At 42.7% G+C, this 15,962-nt stretch carries 15 protein-coding genes; 11 read left to right on the forward strand and 4 right to left on the reverse strand.

The annotated features are described in order from the left end of the window. Window positions 1-125 precede the first annotated feature (125 nt). Entirely contained in the window at window positions 126-464 is a 339-nt protein-coding gene (locus AB3N61_RS04610) for an LIC10421/LIC12816 family protein (protein ID WP_020771365.1), read from the forward strand. Here AB3N61_RS04610 and tmk read toward each other — a convergent pair. After that, window positions 458-1,051: a dTMP kinase gene (gene tmk, locus AB3N61_RS04615; RefSeq protein ID WP_020771399.1), complete on the reverse strand. Its 594-nt coding sequence runs from the start codon at window positions 1,049-1,051 to the stop codon at window positions 458-460. The genes AB3N61_RS04610 and tmk overlap by 7 nt on opposite strands. A 93-nt stretch (window positions 1,052-1,144) precedes the next feature. On the opposite strand from tmk, the gene AB3N61_RS04620 reads away from it, so the two are divergent. From AB3N61_RS04620 to AB3N61_RS04630, 3 genes are read left to right on the forward strand one after another with little or no spacing between them, the layout of a single operon-like run. Beyond that, on the forward strand, window positions 1,145-2,284 hold the full coding sequence (locus tag AB3N61_RS04620; protein WP_036091020.1) for a S1C family serine protease: 1,140 nt from the start codon (window positions 1,145-1,147) through the stop codon (window positions 2,282-2,284). A gap of 9 nt (window positions 2,285-2,293) precedes the next feature. Further along, the gene (ruvB, locus tag AB3N61_RS04625) at window positions 2,294-3,325 is read left to right on the forward strand and encodes a Holliday junction branch migration DNA helicase RuvB (protein WP_100722984.1); all 1,032 of its coding nucleotides are present in this window, start codon (window positions 2,294-2,296) and stop codon (window positions 3,323-3,325) included. Further along, window positions 3,303-4,238: an energy transducer TonB gene (locus AB3N61_RS04630; protein WP_367898595.1), complete on the forward strand. Its 936-nt coding sequence runs from the start codon at window positions 3,303-3,305 to the stop codon at window positions 4,236-4,238. The genes ruvB and AB3N61_RS04630 overlap by 23 nt, the downstream gene beginning before the upstream one ends. A gap of 40 nt (window positions 4,239-4,278) precedes the next feature. Here the strand turns inward: AB3N61_RS04630 and AB3N61_RS04635 are convergent, their stop codons facing one another. Further along, the gene (locus AB3N61_RS04635; protein WP_367898596.1) at window positions 4,279-6,324 is read right to left on the reverse strand and encodes an adenylate/guanylate cyclase domain-containing protein; all 2,046 of its coding nucleotides are present in this window, start codon (window positions 6,322-6,324) and stop codon (window positions 4,279-4,281) included. A gap of 225 nt (window positions 6,325-6,549) precedes the next feature. Between AB3N61_RS04635 and AB3N61_RS04640 the strand changes: the two genes are divergently transcribed. Both AB3N61_RS04640 and AB3N61_RS04645 read left to right on the forward strand, forming a co-directional pair. Beyond that, complete coding sequence (locus tag AB3N61_RS04640) at window positions 6,550-6,780, forward strand: type II toxin-antitoxin system Phd/YefM family antitoxin (RefSeq protein ID WP_036091026.1); 231 nt, start codon at window positions 6,550-6,552, stop codon at window positions 6,778-6,780. Continuing rightward, window positions 6,781-7,191 (forward strand): type II toxin-antitoxin system VapC family toxin, encoded by a 411-nt coding sequence (locus AB3N61_RS04645; protein ID WP_367898597.1) that lies wholly within the window; start codon window positions 6,781-6,783, stop codon window positions 7,189-7,191. 42 nt (window positions 7,192-7,233) lie between these two features. Here AB3N61_RS04645 and AB3N61_RS04650 read toward each other — a convergent pair whose 3' ends face one another. Further along, complete coding sequence (locus AB3N61_RS04650; protein WP_367898598.1) at window positions 7,234-7,593, reverse strand: LIC12806 family lipoprotein; 360 nt, start codon at window positions 7,591-7,593, stop codon at window positions 7,234-7,236. 4 nt (window positions 7,594-7,597) lie between these two features. Continuing rightward, window positions 7,598-8,590, reverse strand: a complete 993-nt coding sequence (locus AB3N61_RS04655; protein ID WP_367898599.1) for a hypothetical protein — start codon at window positions 8,588-8,590, stop codon at window positions 7,598-7,600. A gap of 106 nt (window positions 8,591-8,696) precedes the next feature. Between AB3N61_RS04655 and AB3N61_RS04660 the strand changes: the two genes are divergently transcribed. The 5 genes from AB3N61_RS04660 (at window position 8,697) to carB (ending at window position 15,675) form a co-directional block, all read left to right on the forward strand. Beyond that, window positions 8,697-8,888 (forward strand): hypothetical protein, encoded by a 192-nt coding sequence (locus tag AB3N61_RS04660; RefSeq protein ID WP_367898600.1) that lies wholly within the window; start codon window positions 8,697-8,699, stop codon window positions 8,886-8,888. Between the two features lie 29 nt (window positions 8,889-8,917). Continuing rightward, entirely contained in the window at window positions 8,918-9,460 is a 543-nt protein-coding gene (locus AB3N61_RS04665) for a hypothetical protein (protein WP_036091029.1), read from the forward strand. After that, window positions 9,457-10,041 (forward strand): RsmD family RNA methyltransferase, encoded by a 585-nt coding sequence (locus tag AB3N61_RS04670; protein WP_367898601.1) that lies wholly within the window; start codon window positions 9,457-9,459, stop codon window positions 10,039-10,041. The genes AB3N61_RS04665 and AB3N61_RS04670 overlap by 4 nt, the downstream gene beginning before the upstream one ends. Beyond that, the gene (locus tag AB3N61_RS04675) at window positions 10,022-12,292 is read left to right on the forward strand and encodes a sulfatase-like hydrolase/transferase (RefSeq protein ID WP_367898602.1); all 2,271 of its coding nucleotides are present in this window, start codon (window positions 10,022-10,024) and stop codon (window positions 12,290-12,292) included. Before AB3N61_RS04670 ends, AB3N61_RS04675 begins: the two co-directional genes overlap by 20 nt. A gap of 71 nt (window positions 12,293-12,363) precedes the next feature. Continuing rightward, a complete protein-coding gene (carB, locus tag AB3N61_RS04680; RefSeq protein WP_367898603.1) occupies window positions 12,364-15,675 on the forward strand; it encodes a carbamoyl-phosphate synthase large subunit in 3,312 nt (1,103 codons plus the stop codon). Window positions 15,676-15,962 lie beyond the last annotated feature (287 nt).

The following is a 15,962-nucleotide window of genomic DNA, read 5'->3' on the forward strand; positions in this document are numbered from 1 at the left end:
GGGGATTGGCTCTGAGAATCATGGAGCATAGAAATTTGCTGTTCAGAATTTGTATTCTGTAAACACTTGAGTTTGGCCGGACCAAATACACAAATCGGCCTTAAGAACAATCAAAGAGAGTCAAGATGAAGATCCAATTTTTTGTCGGACTAATTTCAATTCTGTCCCTATTCCCATTTACACTTTCGTCCTTCTCCGCAGAGGAAGAAACAAAACTGATCGAAAAGGCGTTAGTGGAAAGTTTGACCACACAAGAACAAAAAGAGGCATTTAAAAAATACCTGACCAATCTATCCAAGAAAAAAAGGAACGAGGCGAGTCATTTGAGGGAACTTGCTTCTTCCGAACCGAATCACTCTGGGGCTCGTAAGAAGAAGTTAATAGAACTAGCGGTTCAATTGGAAAAGGAAGCTTCTATTCACGAAGAAACTTTAAAAACTTTGCAACAATCTCAGGTTCAATAAGGGATTTTTTCGGATACAAGTTTTAATAATTCTTCCGTAGATAGTTTGGCATCTAGACGGACTGTATTCTCCGGAAGAATTTCCTCGTATGCTTTTTTGATCTTTGTCAAAGCGCTGATCGTTTCGAATCTGTCTTTTGTAGTATCTCTTCCTTTTAGTCTTGCCAGAGCTTCTTCCGGTTCAATCTCCAGATAAAAAACTTTTTCAGGTTCCGGAAATCCCCTGTCTAAATTTTTTTTTAGGATCTCCTTTGCGGAAAAAAATTCTCCGGACTGGTAAGCGGCCGTAGAATACATATATCGATCCAATAACACGATCTTTTTTTCAGCGATGGAAGGTAGAATATTCCTTTGAAGCGAGACTTCCCGATCTTCCAGAAACGCTTCGATCTGTTTTTCGGGAGAAAGTTCTATTTCTCCGCTTAAAAATTTTCGCAAGTACAGCCCGGATTCGTATCGAGTCGGTTCCGCAAAACAAATTGCTGGAACATGTTTGGAGGTAAGAAGGTCTAAGACCCGGACGGAAAGGGTACTTTTGCCACTTCCGTCCAAACCTTCAAAAACGTAAAATCCAGGTATTTGTGCCATGCCTTTGAATCGGAAAGCCACTTGACATGAGTGGTTTTGCTTCGAATGCTGAAAGCTCATCTACCGGAATCCCATTCCCGAGGGCAGGAATCCATGAAAAAAAACGACAGATTCAAAAATTTCCTGGTGATAGGCATATCCGTTATGGCCGGAGTGATCCTTTCTCCGATCTTATATTGCGGAACAGGAAGTGACAGCGCTTTATTCTTAAATGCAAAATCGGATAGAGAACCGAGCGCATCCGCAAAAGCCGCAGTCTCTATTCAAAAAGCATTCGAAGAAGTTTACGAAAACGTTTCTCCAAGCGTAGTGCTGATCGCAACCGAAGGGACAGTCAACGTTCCCCAATACAACGATCCGTTTCAGGAATTTTTTTACGGACCACAAGGTAGGGTCAGAAACCAAAAAAGAAAAGTGAGCGGACTTGGTTCCGGTTTTATCCTCAACAAAGAAGGATATATTCTTACCAACGATCACGTAGTTCGTAATTTCGATAAATTTAAAGTAGTTTTCAAAAATGTAAAAGAACCCGTTTCGGCAAAGCTTATCGGAACGGATCCGATGATCGACGTTGCACTTCTAAAAGTGGAGGCAAGCCAAGATCTACAACCGATCGAGATTGGGGATTCTTCGGCAGTCAAAGTGGGAGACTGGGCGATCGCGATCGGCGCTCCATTCGGTCTGGAACAATCCATGACAGTGGGAGTGATCTCCAAAGTAGGAAGAGGTGGGATCGATAATTCCGGAGTACATTATATCCAGACGGATGCTGCGATCAACCAAGGAAATTCGGGAGGACCACTTCTGGATATCAACGGAAGGGTAGTGGGTATCAACCGTATGATCGTTTCTCCGAGCGGCGGCTCCATCGGTTTAGGTTTTGCCATCCCGATCAACGAAGCGAAGACGATCGTAGAAGAATTAAAATCGGGCGGAAAAGTCAAACGTGCCCGCCTCGGAGTCGCGTTAGACGATCTTACCGAAGAGACTGCTAAAGAGCTTAAACTTTCCGGACCGGAAGGTGCATTCGTTCGCCAGGTACAGAATGGTAGCGCCGCGGCAGAAGCAGGTATCGACGTGGAAGACGTGATCTTGGAGATCGACGGAACCAAGATTAAAAACGCGAATGAAGTGGTTTCTAAGATCAGGGCTTCTAAAGTGGGCCAGCGTATTTCCGTCCTAGTCTTCCGAAAAGGCCAGGTCCTAAAAATTTCGGTCAAGCTGGCGGAGTAATATAATCTTTTGGCAGGACATACCTTAAATCCGGAGGATAAATTCGACGATGAGATATCTCTTCGTCCCTCCTTATTCTCCGAGTTTATAGGACAAAAAGAGATCCTGTCTAATCTAGGCGTATTCGTAGGCGCAGCTAAAAAAAGAGGGCAGGCCCTGGATCATGTACTTCTATCCGGGCCACCCGGTTTAGGTAAGACCACACTCGCAGGTATTATTTCCCAGGAGCTTGGCACTAGGATCGTAGTTACTTCTGCTCCCGTTTTAACGAGAGGGGCAGATCTTGCAAAACTTCTGACCGATCTAGAAGAAAGAGATATATTATTTATCGATGAAATACATTCCCTAGGCCGCAAGGTAGAAGAGATCTTATATCCTGCGATGGAAAATTTCATGATCGATCTTCTCGTGGGGGAAGGGATCACTGCTCAGACAATCCAAATCAAATTAAAACCGTTCACCTTGATCGGCGCTACCACTCGAAGTGGGCTCATCTCGGATCCCCTCAAGAGCAGATTCGGGATCCATTTCCGTTTGGAATATTATGACGATGCCGAGATGAAAGATATCGTTCTCCGATCTTCCAAGATCCTGGGTTATGAAATTGAAGAGAATGCAGCCTTTGAAATAGGACGAAGATCCAGAAAAACTCCTAGGATTGCAAATCATCTACTCAAAAGAGTGAGGGACTTTGCAGAGGTAAAAGGAGAAAAACAGATCCGAATTCCCGCTTGCGAAGAGGCATTTTCCCGCCTCGGAATAGACGAATTGGGTCTGGATAGAATGGATCGCCAGATCTTGGAATGTATGATCGATCGATACAAAGGCGGCCCAGTCGGCCTGAAACCGATCGCTGCGGTCATCGGAGAGGAAGAAAGGACTCTGGAAGACCATTACGAATCCTATATGGTAAGAGTTGGCTTGATCAATAGAACCTCTTCCGGTAGAGTTGCCACGGAGAAGGCTTACAAGCTGATGGATAGAGTTCCCCCGGCTTTCGGCAAAAGAATAGAAGAAGATGCGGCTCCCGGCCTTTTTTAAAAGTGAAATAGATACTACAGGAGATTTAGGAGAGGACGATCGTCGCCTTCTATTTGCCGCGTTTTTTGTATTCGCATTCGCTTCTTTCTTAGTAGCACACTTATTCACACGTAATATTCTATTTAAGATCTTGGGAGAAGATCCGCTTGTTCAGGTAAAAGAAAGATCAGAACGAGAAAAAATCTACGAAGTCCTCTTAGAACAGGAGTTCGTGGACAAAAGGATCAAGGACGAATACAAAGCTTTATCTAATGTAGAGTCCGCGGGCTCCGGCGGGATCACAAAAGAGAAGGGATTTCATACACTCTCTCCTTTTCGCGAATTCGTGATGGGAAATATTTTTAGAAATCCTTCTAAGGCGACTCCCGAGAATTCCCAAAAGAAAACGGAAGAGGAAAAAGTATACGAAGTCGCTATCCTAAAACAGGATCCGGTGGAATTTACCAATCCGAACGAACAAACTCCGGAGCAAACCCCGGCCACCGGAAGACTCACGAAGATCCCGTTCAATTATCGTTTCCAGCAAGACATGCTTTTTCGTTGGGATGGGAGTTCTTCCATGAGTGTTCCTACTAAGAAGTTAGTAGGTTATGAGTATTTCAAAAGAATGCTTCGCCAGATCGAACAAAGTTTTTCTCCTCCGGGTGGCGGAAACTACGGTTATCGTGACGGTGCGGGAACGGTAATCCGAGAAGCGATCGAACCAGGCGAAGCAAAAGTCCAATTTTTATTGAACGACGCAGGCCAGGTAATCGATACGAAATTGATCTCTTCTCAAGGGCAACCTCTTGTGGACCAATCCTGTGTGGATGCACTTAGGGGACAAAACTTCGGAAGGGTCCCGGAAGAAGTAAAAGCACAGGGAATGATCTACGGAATTACTTTTATCTTTCCTCGTATTTACCGAAGATAATAAATATCTAATATTTCTTCCGAAACGTCCGCTTCGAAGATCATACGGCGCTTAGTTTCAAATTTAATTCCTTTCTTAAGGTTTCGAATTTTTCGTTCGGTGTAATTCCTTTGGATTCCGCTGAGAGTTCGGGGTGGATAGAACTTACGAAATACATATCCACTTCTCCTTTACCTTTTGCTTGGATCTTTCCTCTATGTTCGCATACGAAGAAATTTTTGATTAGTTCGTAGGTGGAACCGGAGACATTTAAATATCCAGGTTTACCCGAAGATTCCATTCTACTTGCAAGATTGACTGCGTCCCCCCAAACATCGTAGGCGAATTTATTGGAACCGATCACTCCGGATGTTACGGGTCCTGTATGAATTCCCACTCTCAACTCCCAGAATGGAAGACCCATTTTAGATTTCATCTCTGCCGTCTTTTGCATAAATCTCAGAAATTCTAAACCGGCAAGGCAATTGTCCACCGCATGGGTAAAGTTGGTATTCGGAATTCCTCCCGCGCACATATAAGAATCGCCGATCGTTTTTAGTTTTTCCAAACCGTAACGAGAAACTATCGAATCGAATTCGGAAAAACAATTATGTAGATCTTCGACCAGATCTTTCGGCAACATTTCCGCCGCAATTTTAGTAAATCCGACAAAGTCTGTGAATAGTATGCTCGCAGATTCGTAATATACGGGAGTGACCGATCCTTTGGATTTTAATTCTTCCGCAACGGTTTTGGGAAGAATATTCAGCAATAGTAAATCCGTTCGGTCTCTTTCTTCTGCGAGTTCTTTCGTCCTTTCGATTACCTTCTTCTCCAAATTAACGGATAATTCTTCGCTGGTATTGAATGCGCTTGCGATCCTTCTGCCCAAAGTCGCCGCATCAGCAAATGTCAAAAGAAATAAACCAGCGGGAGTAAGATATCCGGGCCCTATATGGAATTGGTAAAAAATAAAATCGTTCAATACTGCCGCGAAGAAGATCCCCAAGCCGAGTAACATTAATTTTGCTCCCTGTAGCCCTTTGAATATGGCTATCGTCAACATGATCATGCTGTAAATTCCCGAAAATACGATTAGGCCTTGGTAGTAAGGGAGAGTGTAACTGAAAATTGCGGGAGGAAGCAATATGATGGAAAGACAAGGAGGAATAGATAGAGTGAAAATGACAATCATAGCGGTTTTGTTAAACTGAGCGGGATACAAAGTTCTGAGAAACATCGCCATAAAAGGTACTCCTAGATAAAAGGAAAGATATTCTATTCTGACCATAAAGTTCCATGGAACATCTCGGAATAATTCTCCTATAAATCTTTCTCCGCTGGTAAGTACTCTGGAGGTAATAACTATACAAGTAAGGGAGAACCAAAGGATCTCCATTTCTTTTTTGCGAAATAGAAAGAGGCCTATATGATACAGCCCCATGATCAGTAATGCTCCCGCCAAAAACGCACTCGTAATCCTGTTCCTGTCTCTCGCTGAGAAAATTTCGGCGGAGTCTCCGAGTAAGATCGGCATTTGGAAGCCGCCATTACGATGATAGTGATTTGAAATATACATCACTAGATCCACTTGTTTGGAATGGGGAACAAAACTAGTTTGAGCAAGATATTCCGGACTTTCTTCTTCCGGAGAAGATCCCGGATGCCCATTATAGGCGACTAACTTGCCGTTCCAATATAAGGAATATGCGGAACCTTGGCCGTCATCTATTCGTATCGCAAGATCGGGAGAGTGATCCGGAAGATATAATCTTAAATGATACGTAATGTACCCTACAGCAGGTAAGGGGTTTCCATTTAAAAGATGACCGTTCCAAACTCCTGGAACCGGAATGAACCCGCTTGGTTCTGAAACAAGATCGTCTTGAAAATTTTTAGGAGGAATGAATTCTTTCCAATAATATCTCCAGTCTCCGTTTAATTCTAACGTTCCGTCCTTTGTAAAATCCCAGTTACTTAAATCGAGGTTCCCATTTTCCGCAATAGGTCTTTCCTTACCTCTGGCTTCGGCGCAAGAAAAGAAAGATAGAAAACAAATAAGGATAGCAAAAATGAAAAAACGAATTCGACGGCCTGAATCACTCATATGCGTAGATCAATAGGGGAGAAAAAACTCATTCGAGCGAGCATTTTTTGCGACCCGGTCGATTCTTCCGAAATTATTTGATGGAAGAATATGCGTATCGCTCGTTCGAGTAGTATTCCGGAATTTCAGGCTTATATACTTCCAAAATTCAAGCCGAACAAGGATTCCGAGCAATTTTTGATAAAAAACTGGACATCCATGACTGGTCATATTATGATTTGGCGTATGCAACTATCCGCAGCCGAATTTAAAACCAAATGTCTAAGCCTAATGGACATGGTCCAAGAAACCCAGGAAGAAGTGATCATCACTAAACACGGAAAACCTGTGGCCAAGCTTGTGACCATCAAAGATAACACCGCGGCACGCTTATTCGGTTATCTAAAAGGACGGATCCAAGAGAATGAAGATATCGTTCCTAGTTTAGGATTACGTTGGGATGCGGATTCCAAATAGATGATCGTTCTCGATACTCACGCCTGGATTTGGCTCATGGAAGGAGATCCTAAGATGGAAAAAGAACCCATTCTGAGGAAATTATACAGGCATATTCCTCACAGAGGGATTTATATCTCCGAAATATCCGGCTGGGAGGTAGGAATGCTTATAGTCAAAAAAAGGATCCAGATCTCCGGAACCTTGAATCGATGGTTGCAAGATGCGTATACTGCTCCGGGGATCCAGCCTTATCGTTTAACTCCGGAAGTAATCGTAGAAAGTGTAAATTTGCCCGATTCCTTTCACGGGGACCCTGCAGACAGGATTATCGTAGCCACTGCAAGAGTTCTAAATGCGGAGCTCGTCACTAAAGATAAGGAAATCATTAAATATAGTAAAAAGGGAAACTTAAAGGTGATCTCTATATAGCCCGCCACGCGGGTTTCAGGAGCGAGGCGACTATAACACGATCTAAAACAGATCCTGGATCGCCTTCCAAAGTTTAGCGTATTCTTTTTTTCTCTCGTCTTTATCTTTCAGTTTTAATAATGTTTTTTGGAACCCGTTTGTGCCTGTGATCTTGACTCTGTTCTCGTTCAGGACTTGCACTTCGTAAAAAACCTCGTCCACTTTATAAGAAAAATTCAAGGTGCTTGTGGATTTCATCGGATATTCTTTATCTTCTAAGATCGCCTTAGAATTCCTGAAATCCAGATATACACATTGAGTGTTTTTGAGCATAGGCTCGCAGAATTTTCCTGCGGGAGGAGGCACAGGTTTTACCCCGCAAGCCAAAAAAGTCAAAAGAAATAGAAAGAAAGAATATTTCATTTTCTTAATCCTCTACGGGCAATTTCGTTTTCAGGGTTTGGTTCTTGGAGAGTATTTCTTTTGCGAGTTCAAGGACTTCTTCCTTTCTGTCTCCCGAGTTAGGATAATATTCCTCCAATAATGCGATCGCTTTCGGTGAAAGATTTTGGTAATAGAAGATCCTAGCTTCTAAAATTTTAGAACTTCCCGTTAGAAAGTCCTCGTTCACATTTTTGACCCTTCTTAAATAATCTAAGGAAGAAACGTATTGTCCTGCCCTGAATTCGGACAAAGCGATCAAAAAATCGGATTCTCTTGCGGAAAGCAGTAAGGAGCCGGAGATGTCCTGCCTGGAGAGTATCTTTTTCAAGAACTCGGTATTTCCGGAAAGTGCACTTCCTACCAAACAGGTCCAAGCATAACCCGATTTTAATTCGGGACTTAATTTTTCGGGTTCTATGGAGATCAGAAGTTTATTCAAAGCCGAACGACTGAGTTTTTGTCGAATGGATTCTCCGAATGCGATCAGATATCGGTTATCGGTCGATTCTAAAAATTCCGGATCGATTGCTTGTGCCCTAAGAGCTTGTCTATACGAATCTTCCACAAGAGGGAGGTAAGAACTATCTTGTTCTAAAAATTCTTGGAAACCGGTATATGCGATTTTGGAAAGAGTGACCGAATCAAATCTAAAACCTAATAGTAAAAATTCGTAATATCCCGAAAGAGCCGCATAATGGTAAGAGATCCCTTCTTTAGGATTAGAAGTCACAAAATCTTTTGCGGTAGATTTGAATTCTTTAATCTCCCCTTCTTTTGGCTCACCTTTTACGATTCCTTCTTGGAGTAGTTTTCTCTCTTTCTCCAGAAGTAAACGCCTGTCTCCCGCGAACAGGTTTTTGATATCTTGTCTGAAAAAAAAGGCGATCCCTGCCAAACCTAGCAGGATCAAAAAGAACACTAAAGGTTTGTAATTCGCTTTTTTTCTGTAACTTCTGTGGTTGGCTTGGTAGAGCATGTCTAAAGTCAGATTCTAAAAAAAGCCCGGACCTTTCACTTATTTTTTAGGGTTGGAATTCCTACTCTAGCTTGACTCTCGAACCCCTCCTGGATTCCGTGTAAATATGCCTTATAATTATGATTTTGACGAGGATTACGAAACAGACGGCGACGAGGATTACCTCGACGAGGACGCCGTAACTTTTGTATGCGAGGATTGTGATCATCGTTGGGAAGATGATGCAGACGGATCTTACGACGGCCCAGAAAATCATATCTGCTCCATGTGCGGCTCTTCAAACGTAATAGAACTCTAATCTTTCAGCGGTCCGGCTTTTTCCCCAAAATTTCGTTTCGGACCGCCTTAATTCATCTTACCGTTATCTTTTTATTTTCGGTTCCCGTTTATTCGGTGGATTTCGACCAAATATATGAATATTATAAAAAAGGAAACTATGACACCTTAGTAAAAGTTTCCCGATCGGGACTTAGATCCGGAGAATTGGATTATAAGATCCTTTTATTATATGTAGCTTCCGAATCCAATCTGGAGGAGATAGATAAAACTCTTTTAAGTATTTATTCCAGATCCAAGGAACAACCTTCCATTTTTTATAATTCCGTTTTTTTATTTTTAGAACGCGCACTTGTTTTGGAATCATACGAATCCGGAAGTCGTTGGGGAAAAATTTTCCTATATAAGGGAGAGTCTTCGGTTCGATACTCCGAAGGTGTTTACACATACGCATGTATATTGTATTCTTCCCAGGAATACGAGGCGGCGAGTTCCGTTTTGGCAAAACTTAAATCAGTGCCGGCGGATTCCAAATTGGGAAAACGGATCCGGATCTTAGAGATCGGTCTGGAAAAGAAAAAAGAGGAAAAATGAAACCGGGAAAAAAATCGAAAGGTCTTCGGATACAAACCGGGGAATTAAAAGGGAGATTGATCCCTTCTCCAGTTAGTCCCGAGGGTAAGAGTAATTTTACTCCGGCGATCATTAAAAAATCATTATTTGATATCATTGAGTCCTTACAACTCCAAGGTCGTTTGAACCTGGAAGATTCCGCCTTTGTGGACTTATTTGCAGGTTCCGGCCAGATGGGCATCGAATCCTTGAGTAGAGGTTTTGCCAGAGCGGTATTTTTGGAACTTGCATGGGATAGATTTGAAAGCCTGAAAGGTGTTTTGGATAAATTAGGAAAACCTCATTTAGTTTTACGCAAGGATGCGTTCCGGTTCTATTCCGGTTTCGATATTCCTGAAAAAACAAAAGTATATTTTATGGACCCTCCTTATTCTTTCTGGGAGAAGAAGACGGAAAAATTGAAAAAGATAGTGGAGGAGATCATCAAAAACGAACCGGGTGTGGCTGCAATTATTGTTCAGTCTCCGCTTCCTTTGGATTGGGAAGGATTTACTCCTCGTTCCTTCGGAAGGAATACCTTGAATGTCCGAGTTCTGGTCTAAATTTAAAAATCTTCTTCGATCCGAATTTCACTCCGGGAATCCATGGGTCCATTCCGGGGTTTTCGTATTTGTTCTTACACTTCTTTGTCTACTCACAAATACATCTTTGCATGTGATGGGAGTGGATATCAGCGAATTTATTTCTCTTTTTTACGGACTTGTACCTTTATTGCTTAAAGATTTAGGGGGAGTAATCGTTTCTTCTTATGCGTTTTTTGTTGGTGTGGTCATTTTATTTTTAGGTCCCGATCATTCAGATTGGAGGAACCGAAAAAAAATCCCAATATATAAGATTTATTTAATTTTATTTTCCGTATTGTTCCTTCTATTTTGCGGATCTGTTTCCGAATATCCTCAAGTATACGGGGAATTTTTCTATTATAGGCATGCTTGGGCGGTAGGTTTTTTATATTTTATTACGGACAATTTTTCTCCATTCTTCTTTAAGTCCGTCCTATTTTTATTTTTAGCGGTGCAGGTAGTTCGGACCGGATTCGGTTTTTGGAAATCTAAGTCTTACGAATCTTTGATCAGATATACGGTTTTTATAATATTATTTTATTCTTTTCATCTTTTGGGATCTACTTGGGGAATTTTAAGCGCTTCCGCTTTATATTCTTTCGATATTCGATTTTCTCCTTCTAAAAAGGATCTCGTCTTTGCTGCGGTCGTGCTCTTAGGTTTCGGATTTTCTTTTTTTACAGGATCCGGTTTGGAGAAGCGGGAGAGCGCGGTATCTAAAGAAGGCTTGAGACATTCTTCGGATATAAATGTCCTGATCATTTCTGCGGACAGTATACGCCAGGACCGATTGGGATTTGTAAGAGGGGAGAAGGATAAGACCCCGAATATAGATCGCCTAGCTTCCGAATCTCTCGTGTTTTTGGACCATCATTCCACGATCCCTAGGACATTTCCTTCTTGGGCGGATTTTTTAAGCGGTAAATATTCTTTTGAACATGGGATCCAGGATATGTTCCCGGATAAAGAAGATCGTTCTAAATTAGGAAATACGGTCGCTACACTTCCAGGTATTTTAGGAAAATCTCATAGAACATTCGTTGTCTCTTCTTTTGCAGGCGATATTTTTCCGAGAGCGAATTGGGGATTTCAAAATGTATATGCTCCTAATTTTAGTGCGGAGACGTTGACTCAACAGAGAACGATCGAGTCTCAAGTTTTCTTTCTACCCGTTTTGACCGGGACTTTTTTCGGGGGAGGGGAATATCTTTCTTCTATCCGATCTCTTCCGAGCCTGGGGGATGATTCTCGGATTCTTCCGGATCTATTCTCGGTGTTCGATAAAAAAGATCGGCCGTTTTTTGCCCTGTATTTTTCTTCCGTAACTCATTTTCCTTATAGTCCTCCGTATCCCTTTTATAAGAATACGGATCCAAATTATTACGGACCTTCCAAATATTTTCGTTTTGTGGATCCGAGTAATTCTGAAAAGCCTGATAAAAAAGAACAGGATCAGATCCGTTCCGTTTATTCCGCTTCTCTGACTTCTTTCGATTTTTCCGTAGGGAAAATTGTAGAAGAGCTGAAAAAAAGAGAATTATACGACAATACGCTTATCATTCTCACTTCCGACCATGGAGAGTCGCTGTTCGAAGAGGATCATAGCCACGGTCATGGAGAACATCTAAGAGGGGAAGGTGTGACTAAGATCCCTCTTATCATCAAGTTCCCGAAATCTTTCGAAAGAAAGGAAGTCCGCAATTTTAAAGGGATTACAAGTTCGGTAGATGTTTTCCCGACGATCCTATCTATCGTAGGAGTTCCTACAGACCCAGGACTTTCTCTCCGTGGAAAAGATCTGACCAGGCTTCCAAAAGAAGATACTTGGATAGAGGATCGGTCTGTGTATTCCGAGACCGGGATTTGGTTTTCGGATCGGGGAGAGCATTTTTTTCAGAAGGATCGTATCCGATATCCGAATATTTTGGAGCTACATACGATCGATCCGAATGACGGAAATAGTGTGACAGTTTCCGATCCCTATGCAAAAGAGACCGTTCTTTTTTCCAAACATAGAATGCTCCAAACCGGGACCAAAAAGCTGATCTATGTTCCGAGCCCGAATGGTGTGTTGTATTCCTGTTACGATAGGATTTCCGATCCATGGAATACGAAACCGCTTCCTGCTTCTTATTGTGGTGATTTGCAGCGTAAGTTGGAGCTCCTACTACTGGGTTCCGGGAAATGGAAGAAGGCGGGAGACTATTTCCTCCCAAAATCAGAACTTTGATCCGACCGCTTTTTTCTTTCTTGTTCGGAAAGACTTGAAGTACAGGCCGGAATAAAAATCCTGGAAATAATATGCCCAAAAGGGAAGATCTCCGCTCCGTTCTGATCCTAGGATCCGGGCCGATCGTCATCGGCCAAGCCTGTGAATTCGATTATTCCGGCACCCAGGCTGCCAAAGCACTACGAGAAAAAGGAATTCGAGTGATCCTTCTCAATTCCAATCCCGCCACCATTATGACCGATCCGGATCTGGCGGACGCGACTTATATAGAACCTCTAACCGTCTCGGTTGTCCAAAAGATCTTAGAAAAAGAAAAACCGGACGCAATCCTACCTACTGTGGGAGGTCAAACCGCATTAAATCTGGCCTTAGCCTGTCATAACGCTGGGTTATTAGAAAAATATAATGTAGAATTGATCGGCGCCAAGATCGATGCGATCAAAAAAGCGGAAGATAGAGAACTTTTTAAAAGAGCGATGGAGAAAATCGGGGTCAAAGTCCCTCGTTCCGGGCTCGCAAATAATTTAAAAGAAGCGGCAGAGATCAAAGCCCAGATAGGACTTCCTCTCATCGTAAGACCTGCATTCACTCTGGGTGGGACCGGAGGAGGGATCGCTTACGACGAAGAAACTTTCGACGAAGTGGTTGGAAAAGGTCTCAAGGCTTCTCCTATCAGCCAGGTATTATTGGAACAATCCGTTTTGGGTTGGAAAGAGTTCGAGTTAGAGGTAATGAGAGACCTCGCGGACAACGTAGTGATCATTTGTTCCATCGAGAACATAGATCCTATGGGGGTTCATACCGGGGATTCTATCACGGTCGCTCCTCAACAAACACTTTCCGATAAGGAATACCAAAATTTACGAGATATGTCCATCAGCATCATCCGAGAGATCGGGGTCGAAACCGGTGGATCCAATATCCAATTCGCAGTGAATCCGGCAGACGGAGATGTGATCGTAATCGAGATGAACCCTCGCGTTTCCAGATCTTCCGCGCTTGCTTCTAAGGCTACGGGATTTCCGATCGCGAAGATCGCTGCGTTACTCTCCATCGGGTATTCCTTGGATGAGATCAAAAACGATATTACAAGAGTGACTCCTGCTTCTTTCGAGCCGTCCATCGACTATGTGGTGACAAAAATCCCAAGATTTGCTTTCGAGAAGTTCCCGGGAACGGACGATACTCTCGGAGTCCAGATGAAAGCCGTGGGAGAAGCTATGGCAATCGGAAGGACTTTTAAAGAAAGTTTCCAAAAAGCGATGCGTTCTTTGGAGATCGATCGTTTCGGTTTCGGTTCCGACGGAAATTTTGCGGAATTGGTGGAATTCCATTCTTTATCCGTTCCTCAGAGAAAAGAAAGGATCGATTCATTCTTACGCAGACCGAACGATAAACGTATCTTCTACGTTAAAAAAGCGTTGGAAGAAGGTTACAGCGTAGAAAAGATCCACGAACTATGTAAGATCGATCCTTGGTTCTTATACCAATTCGAAGACCTGCAAAATCTGGAAAAAGAATTTGCGACCAAAGGGAATTCGGTTTTAGGAAAGCTGAAAAAAGCGGGATTCTCCAATCGGCAGCTGGCTTATCTTGCCAAAAAAGCTGAGATAGAAAAAGTCCTCTCTTCTTCTCAAACTCCTGATAAGAAAAAAGCGGAGATAGGTTCCATTCTCAAAAAAGAAGAAAAGAACCTGGAAGCAGCATTAGAATCTTCTAAAATAGAACCTATCTATAAAAGGATCGATACCTGCGCGGGAGAATTCGAAGCTTATACGCCGTATTTTTATTCTTCTTACGACGAAGAGGACGAGACAAACGTCACTTCTAAAAGATCCGTAATCATTCTGGGAGGCGGGCCGAATCGGATCGGACAAGGAATAGAGTTCGATTATTGCTGCTGCCACGCATCCTTTGCTCTGCAAGATCTGGGAGTGGAATCCATTATGGTGAATTCCAACCCGGAAACGGTTTCTACCGACTATGATACTTCCGACAGATTGTATTTCGAACCTCTGACATTAGAGGATGTTATGCAGATCTACAAAAAGGAAAAACCGGAAGGAGTGATTATCCAATTCGGCGGACAAACCCCGCTTAAACTTGCAAAAGATCTGGAAAGTAGGGGAGTTCCCATTTTAGGGACCAGTCCCGATTCCATCGATAGGGCGGAAGACAGAAAACGTTTCGCAGAAGTATTAGAAAAACTGAAATTGATCTCTCCTAAGAACGGGATCGCTACTTCCATGGAAGAAGCGAGAAAGATCGCAAATCATATCACTTATCCTGTACTGGTTCGTCCAAGTTACGTATTGGGCGGCAGAGCCATGCTTATCATCAGCGAAGAAAAAGAGTTGGATAAGTATATGGAGAAGGCCGAGGAAATTTCGGAAGACAGGCCCCTTCTCATCGATTCCTTCTTGGAAGACGCAGTCGAAGTGGACGTGGACGCGCTTTGCGACGGCAAAGACGTGTTTATCGCAGGGATCATGGAGCATATAGAAGAAGCAGGGATCCATTCCGGAGATTCCGCATGTGTTCTTCCTCCTCAATCCTTATCCAAAAAAGTATTGGATGATATCAGGAGCGCAACCAGAGCGCTCGCATTGGAATTACAAGTCAAAGGACTCATCAATATCCAATACGCAGTCAAGGAAGAAGTTGTATATGTGATCGAGGTGAATCCTAGAGCTTCTAGAACCGTTCCTTTCGTATCCAAAGCGCTTGGCCACCCTGTTGTCAAATACGCTACCCGTATCATGATGGGGGAAACTTTACAACAACTCCCACTCCCGAAAGAAATGTCTTTCCCGACTGTGAACGTGAAGGAAGCCGTACTACCTTTTAATAAATTTCCCGGAGTGGACACCATCCTTGGACCTGAAATGAGATCCACAGGAGAGGTCATGGGAATTGCCGACACAGCAGGTGAGGCATTCTTAAAATCCCAATACATGGCCGGAGAAGAACTTCCTTCTCAGGGTACGGTATTCGTTTCCGTAAACGATAAGGACAAAAAGGAATTATTAAAGTATATCAAGGATCTTTCTGATCTAGGATTCATTTTAATCGCTACCGAAGGAACCCATAAGTTCTTATCCGAAAACGGAATACTTTCTTCTAAGATCAATAAGGTATACGATAACCAATTCCCGACTGCGTTAGATTATATCAGAGAGAACAAGATCCATCTTATTCTGAATACGCCTCTCAGTAGAGTGACCAGAGACGATAGTTTTGCGATCCGCCAAGCAGCCATCCGTTATAAGATCCCTTGTTTGACCACTGCAAGTGCAGCCAAGGCCCTCATTAGAGGAATGATCGAGATGACCGATAAAGGATTTACGATCCGTTCTTTGCAAGAGATCCATAGTTCTAAGTAAGACATAAAATTTCGGTTTATTCTAAGGTCCCACCTAAGTTAGAACAATCTGTCGTTGCTGAACTCAGATCCCAGGGCGTGGAGCCCGTACTTAAATAAATTTTTTTGATTGAGTACCCTTTAACAAGACATGTCGCTACTCTTGTTTGCGGACAAATATCTACATTTGTTGAATTTGGAAAATAGATAGGACAAAGTTTTTTAATAGAACCTAAATACGAACCATCGATAGAAAGTTCATTACAACTAGATGAGTCAGGAGTATCGCAATAAGCGGTATTCGGCATA

This window comes from Leptospira sp. WS58.C1 (genome assembly GCF_040833995.1).
Classification (GTDB): Bacteria; Spirochaetota; Leptospiria; order Leptospirales; family Leptospiraceae; genus Leptospira_B; species Leptospira_B cinconiae.

Coding starts and splice junctions, on each gene's coding strand:
- AB3N61_RS04610 (WP_020771365.1), top strand. CDS start 126: ATGAAGATCCAATTTTTTGTCGGACTAATTTCAATTCTGTCCCTATTC.
- tmk (WP_020771399.1), bottom strand. CDS start 1,051: ATGGCACAAATACCTGGATTTTACGTTTTTGAAGGTTTGGACGGAAGT.
- AB3N61_RS04620 (WP_036091020.1), top strand. CDS start 1,145: ATGAAAAAAAACGACAGATTCAAAAATTTCCTGGTGATAGGCATATCC.
- AB3N61_RS04630 (WP_367898595.1), top strand. CDS start 3,303: ATGCGGCTCCCGGCCTTTTTTAAAAGTGAAATAGATACTACAGGAGAT.
- AB3N61_RS04635 (WP_367898596.1), bottom strand. CDS start 6,324: ATGAGTGATTCAGGCCGTCGAATTCGTTTTTTCATTTTTGCTATCCTT.
- AB3N61_RS04640 (WP_036091026.1), top strand. CDS start 6,550: ATGCAACTATCCGCAGCCGAATTTAAAACCAAATGTCTAAGCCTAATG.
- AB3N61_RS04645 (WP_367898597.1), top strand. CDS start 6,781: ATGATCGTTCTCGATACTCACGCCTGGATTTGGCTCATGGAAGGAGAT.
- AB3N61_RS04650 (WP_367898598.1), bottom strand. CDS start 7,593: ATGAAATATTCTTTCTTTCTATTTCTTTTGACTTTTTTGGCTTGCGGG.
- AB3N61_RS04655 (WP_367898599.1), bottom strand. CDS start 8,590: ATGCTCTACCAAGCCAACCACAGAAGTTACAGAAAAAAAGCGAATTAC.
- AB3N61_RS04660 (WP_367898600.1), top strand. CDS start 8,697: ATGCCTTATAATTATGATTTTGACGAGGATTACGAAACAGACGGCGAC.
- AB3N61_RS04670 (WP_367898601.1), top strand. CDS start 9,457: ATGAAACCGGGAAAAAAATCGAAAGGTCTTCGGATACAAACCGGGGAA.
- AB3N61_RS04675 (WP_367898602.1), top strand. CDS start 10,022: ATGTCCGAGTTCTGGTCTAAATTTAAAAATCTTCTTCGATCCGAATTT.
- carB (WP_367898603.1), top strand. CDS start 12,364: ATGCCCAAAAGGGAAGATCTCCGCTCCGTTCTGATCCTAGGATCCGGG.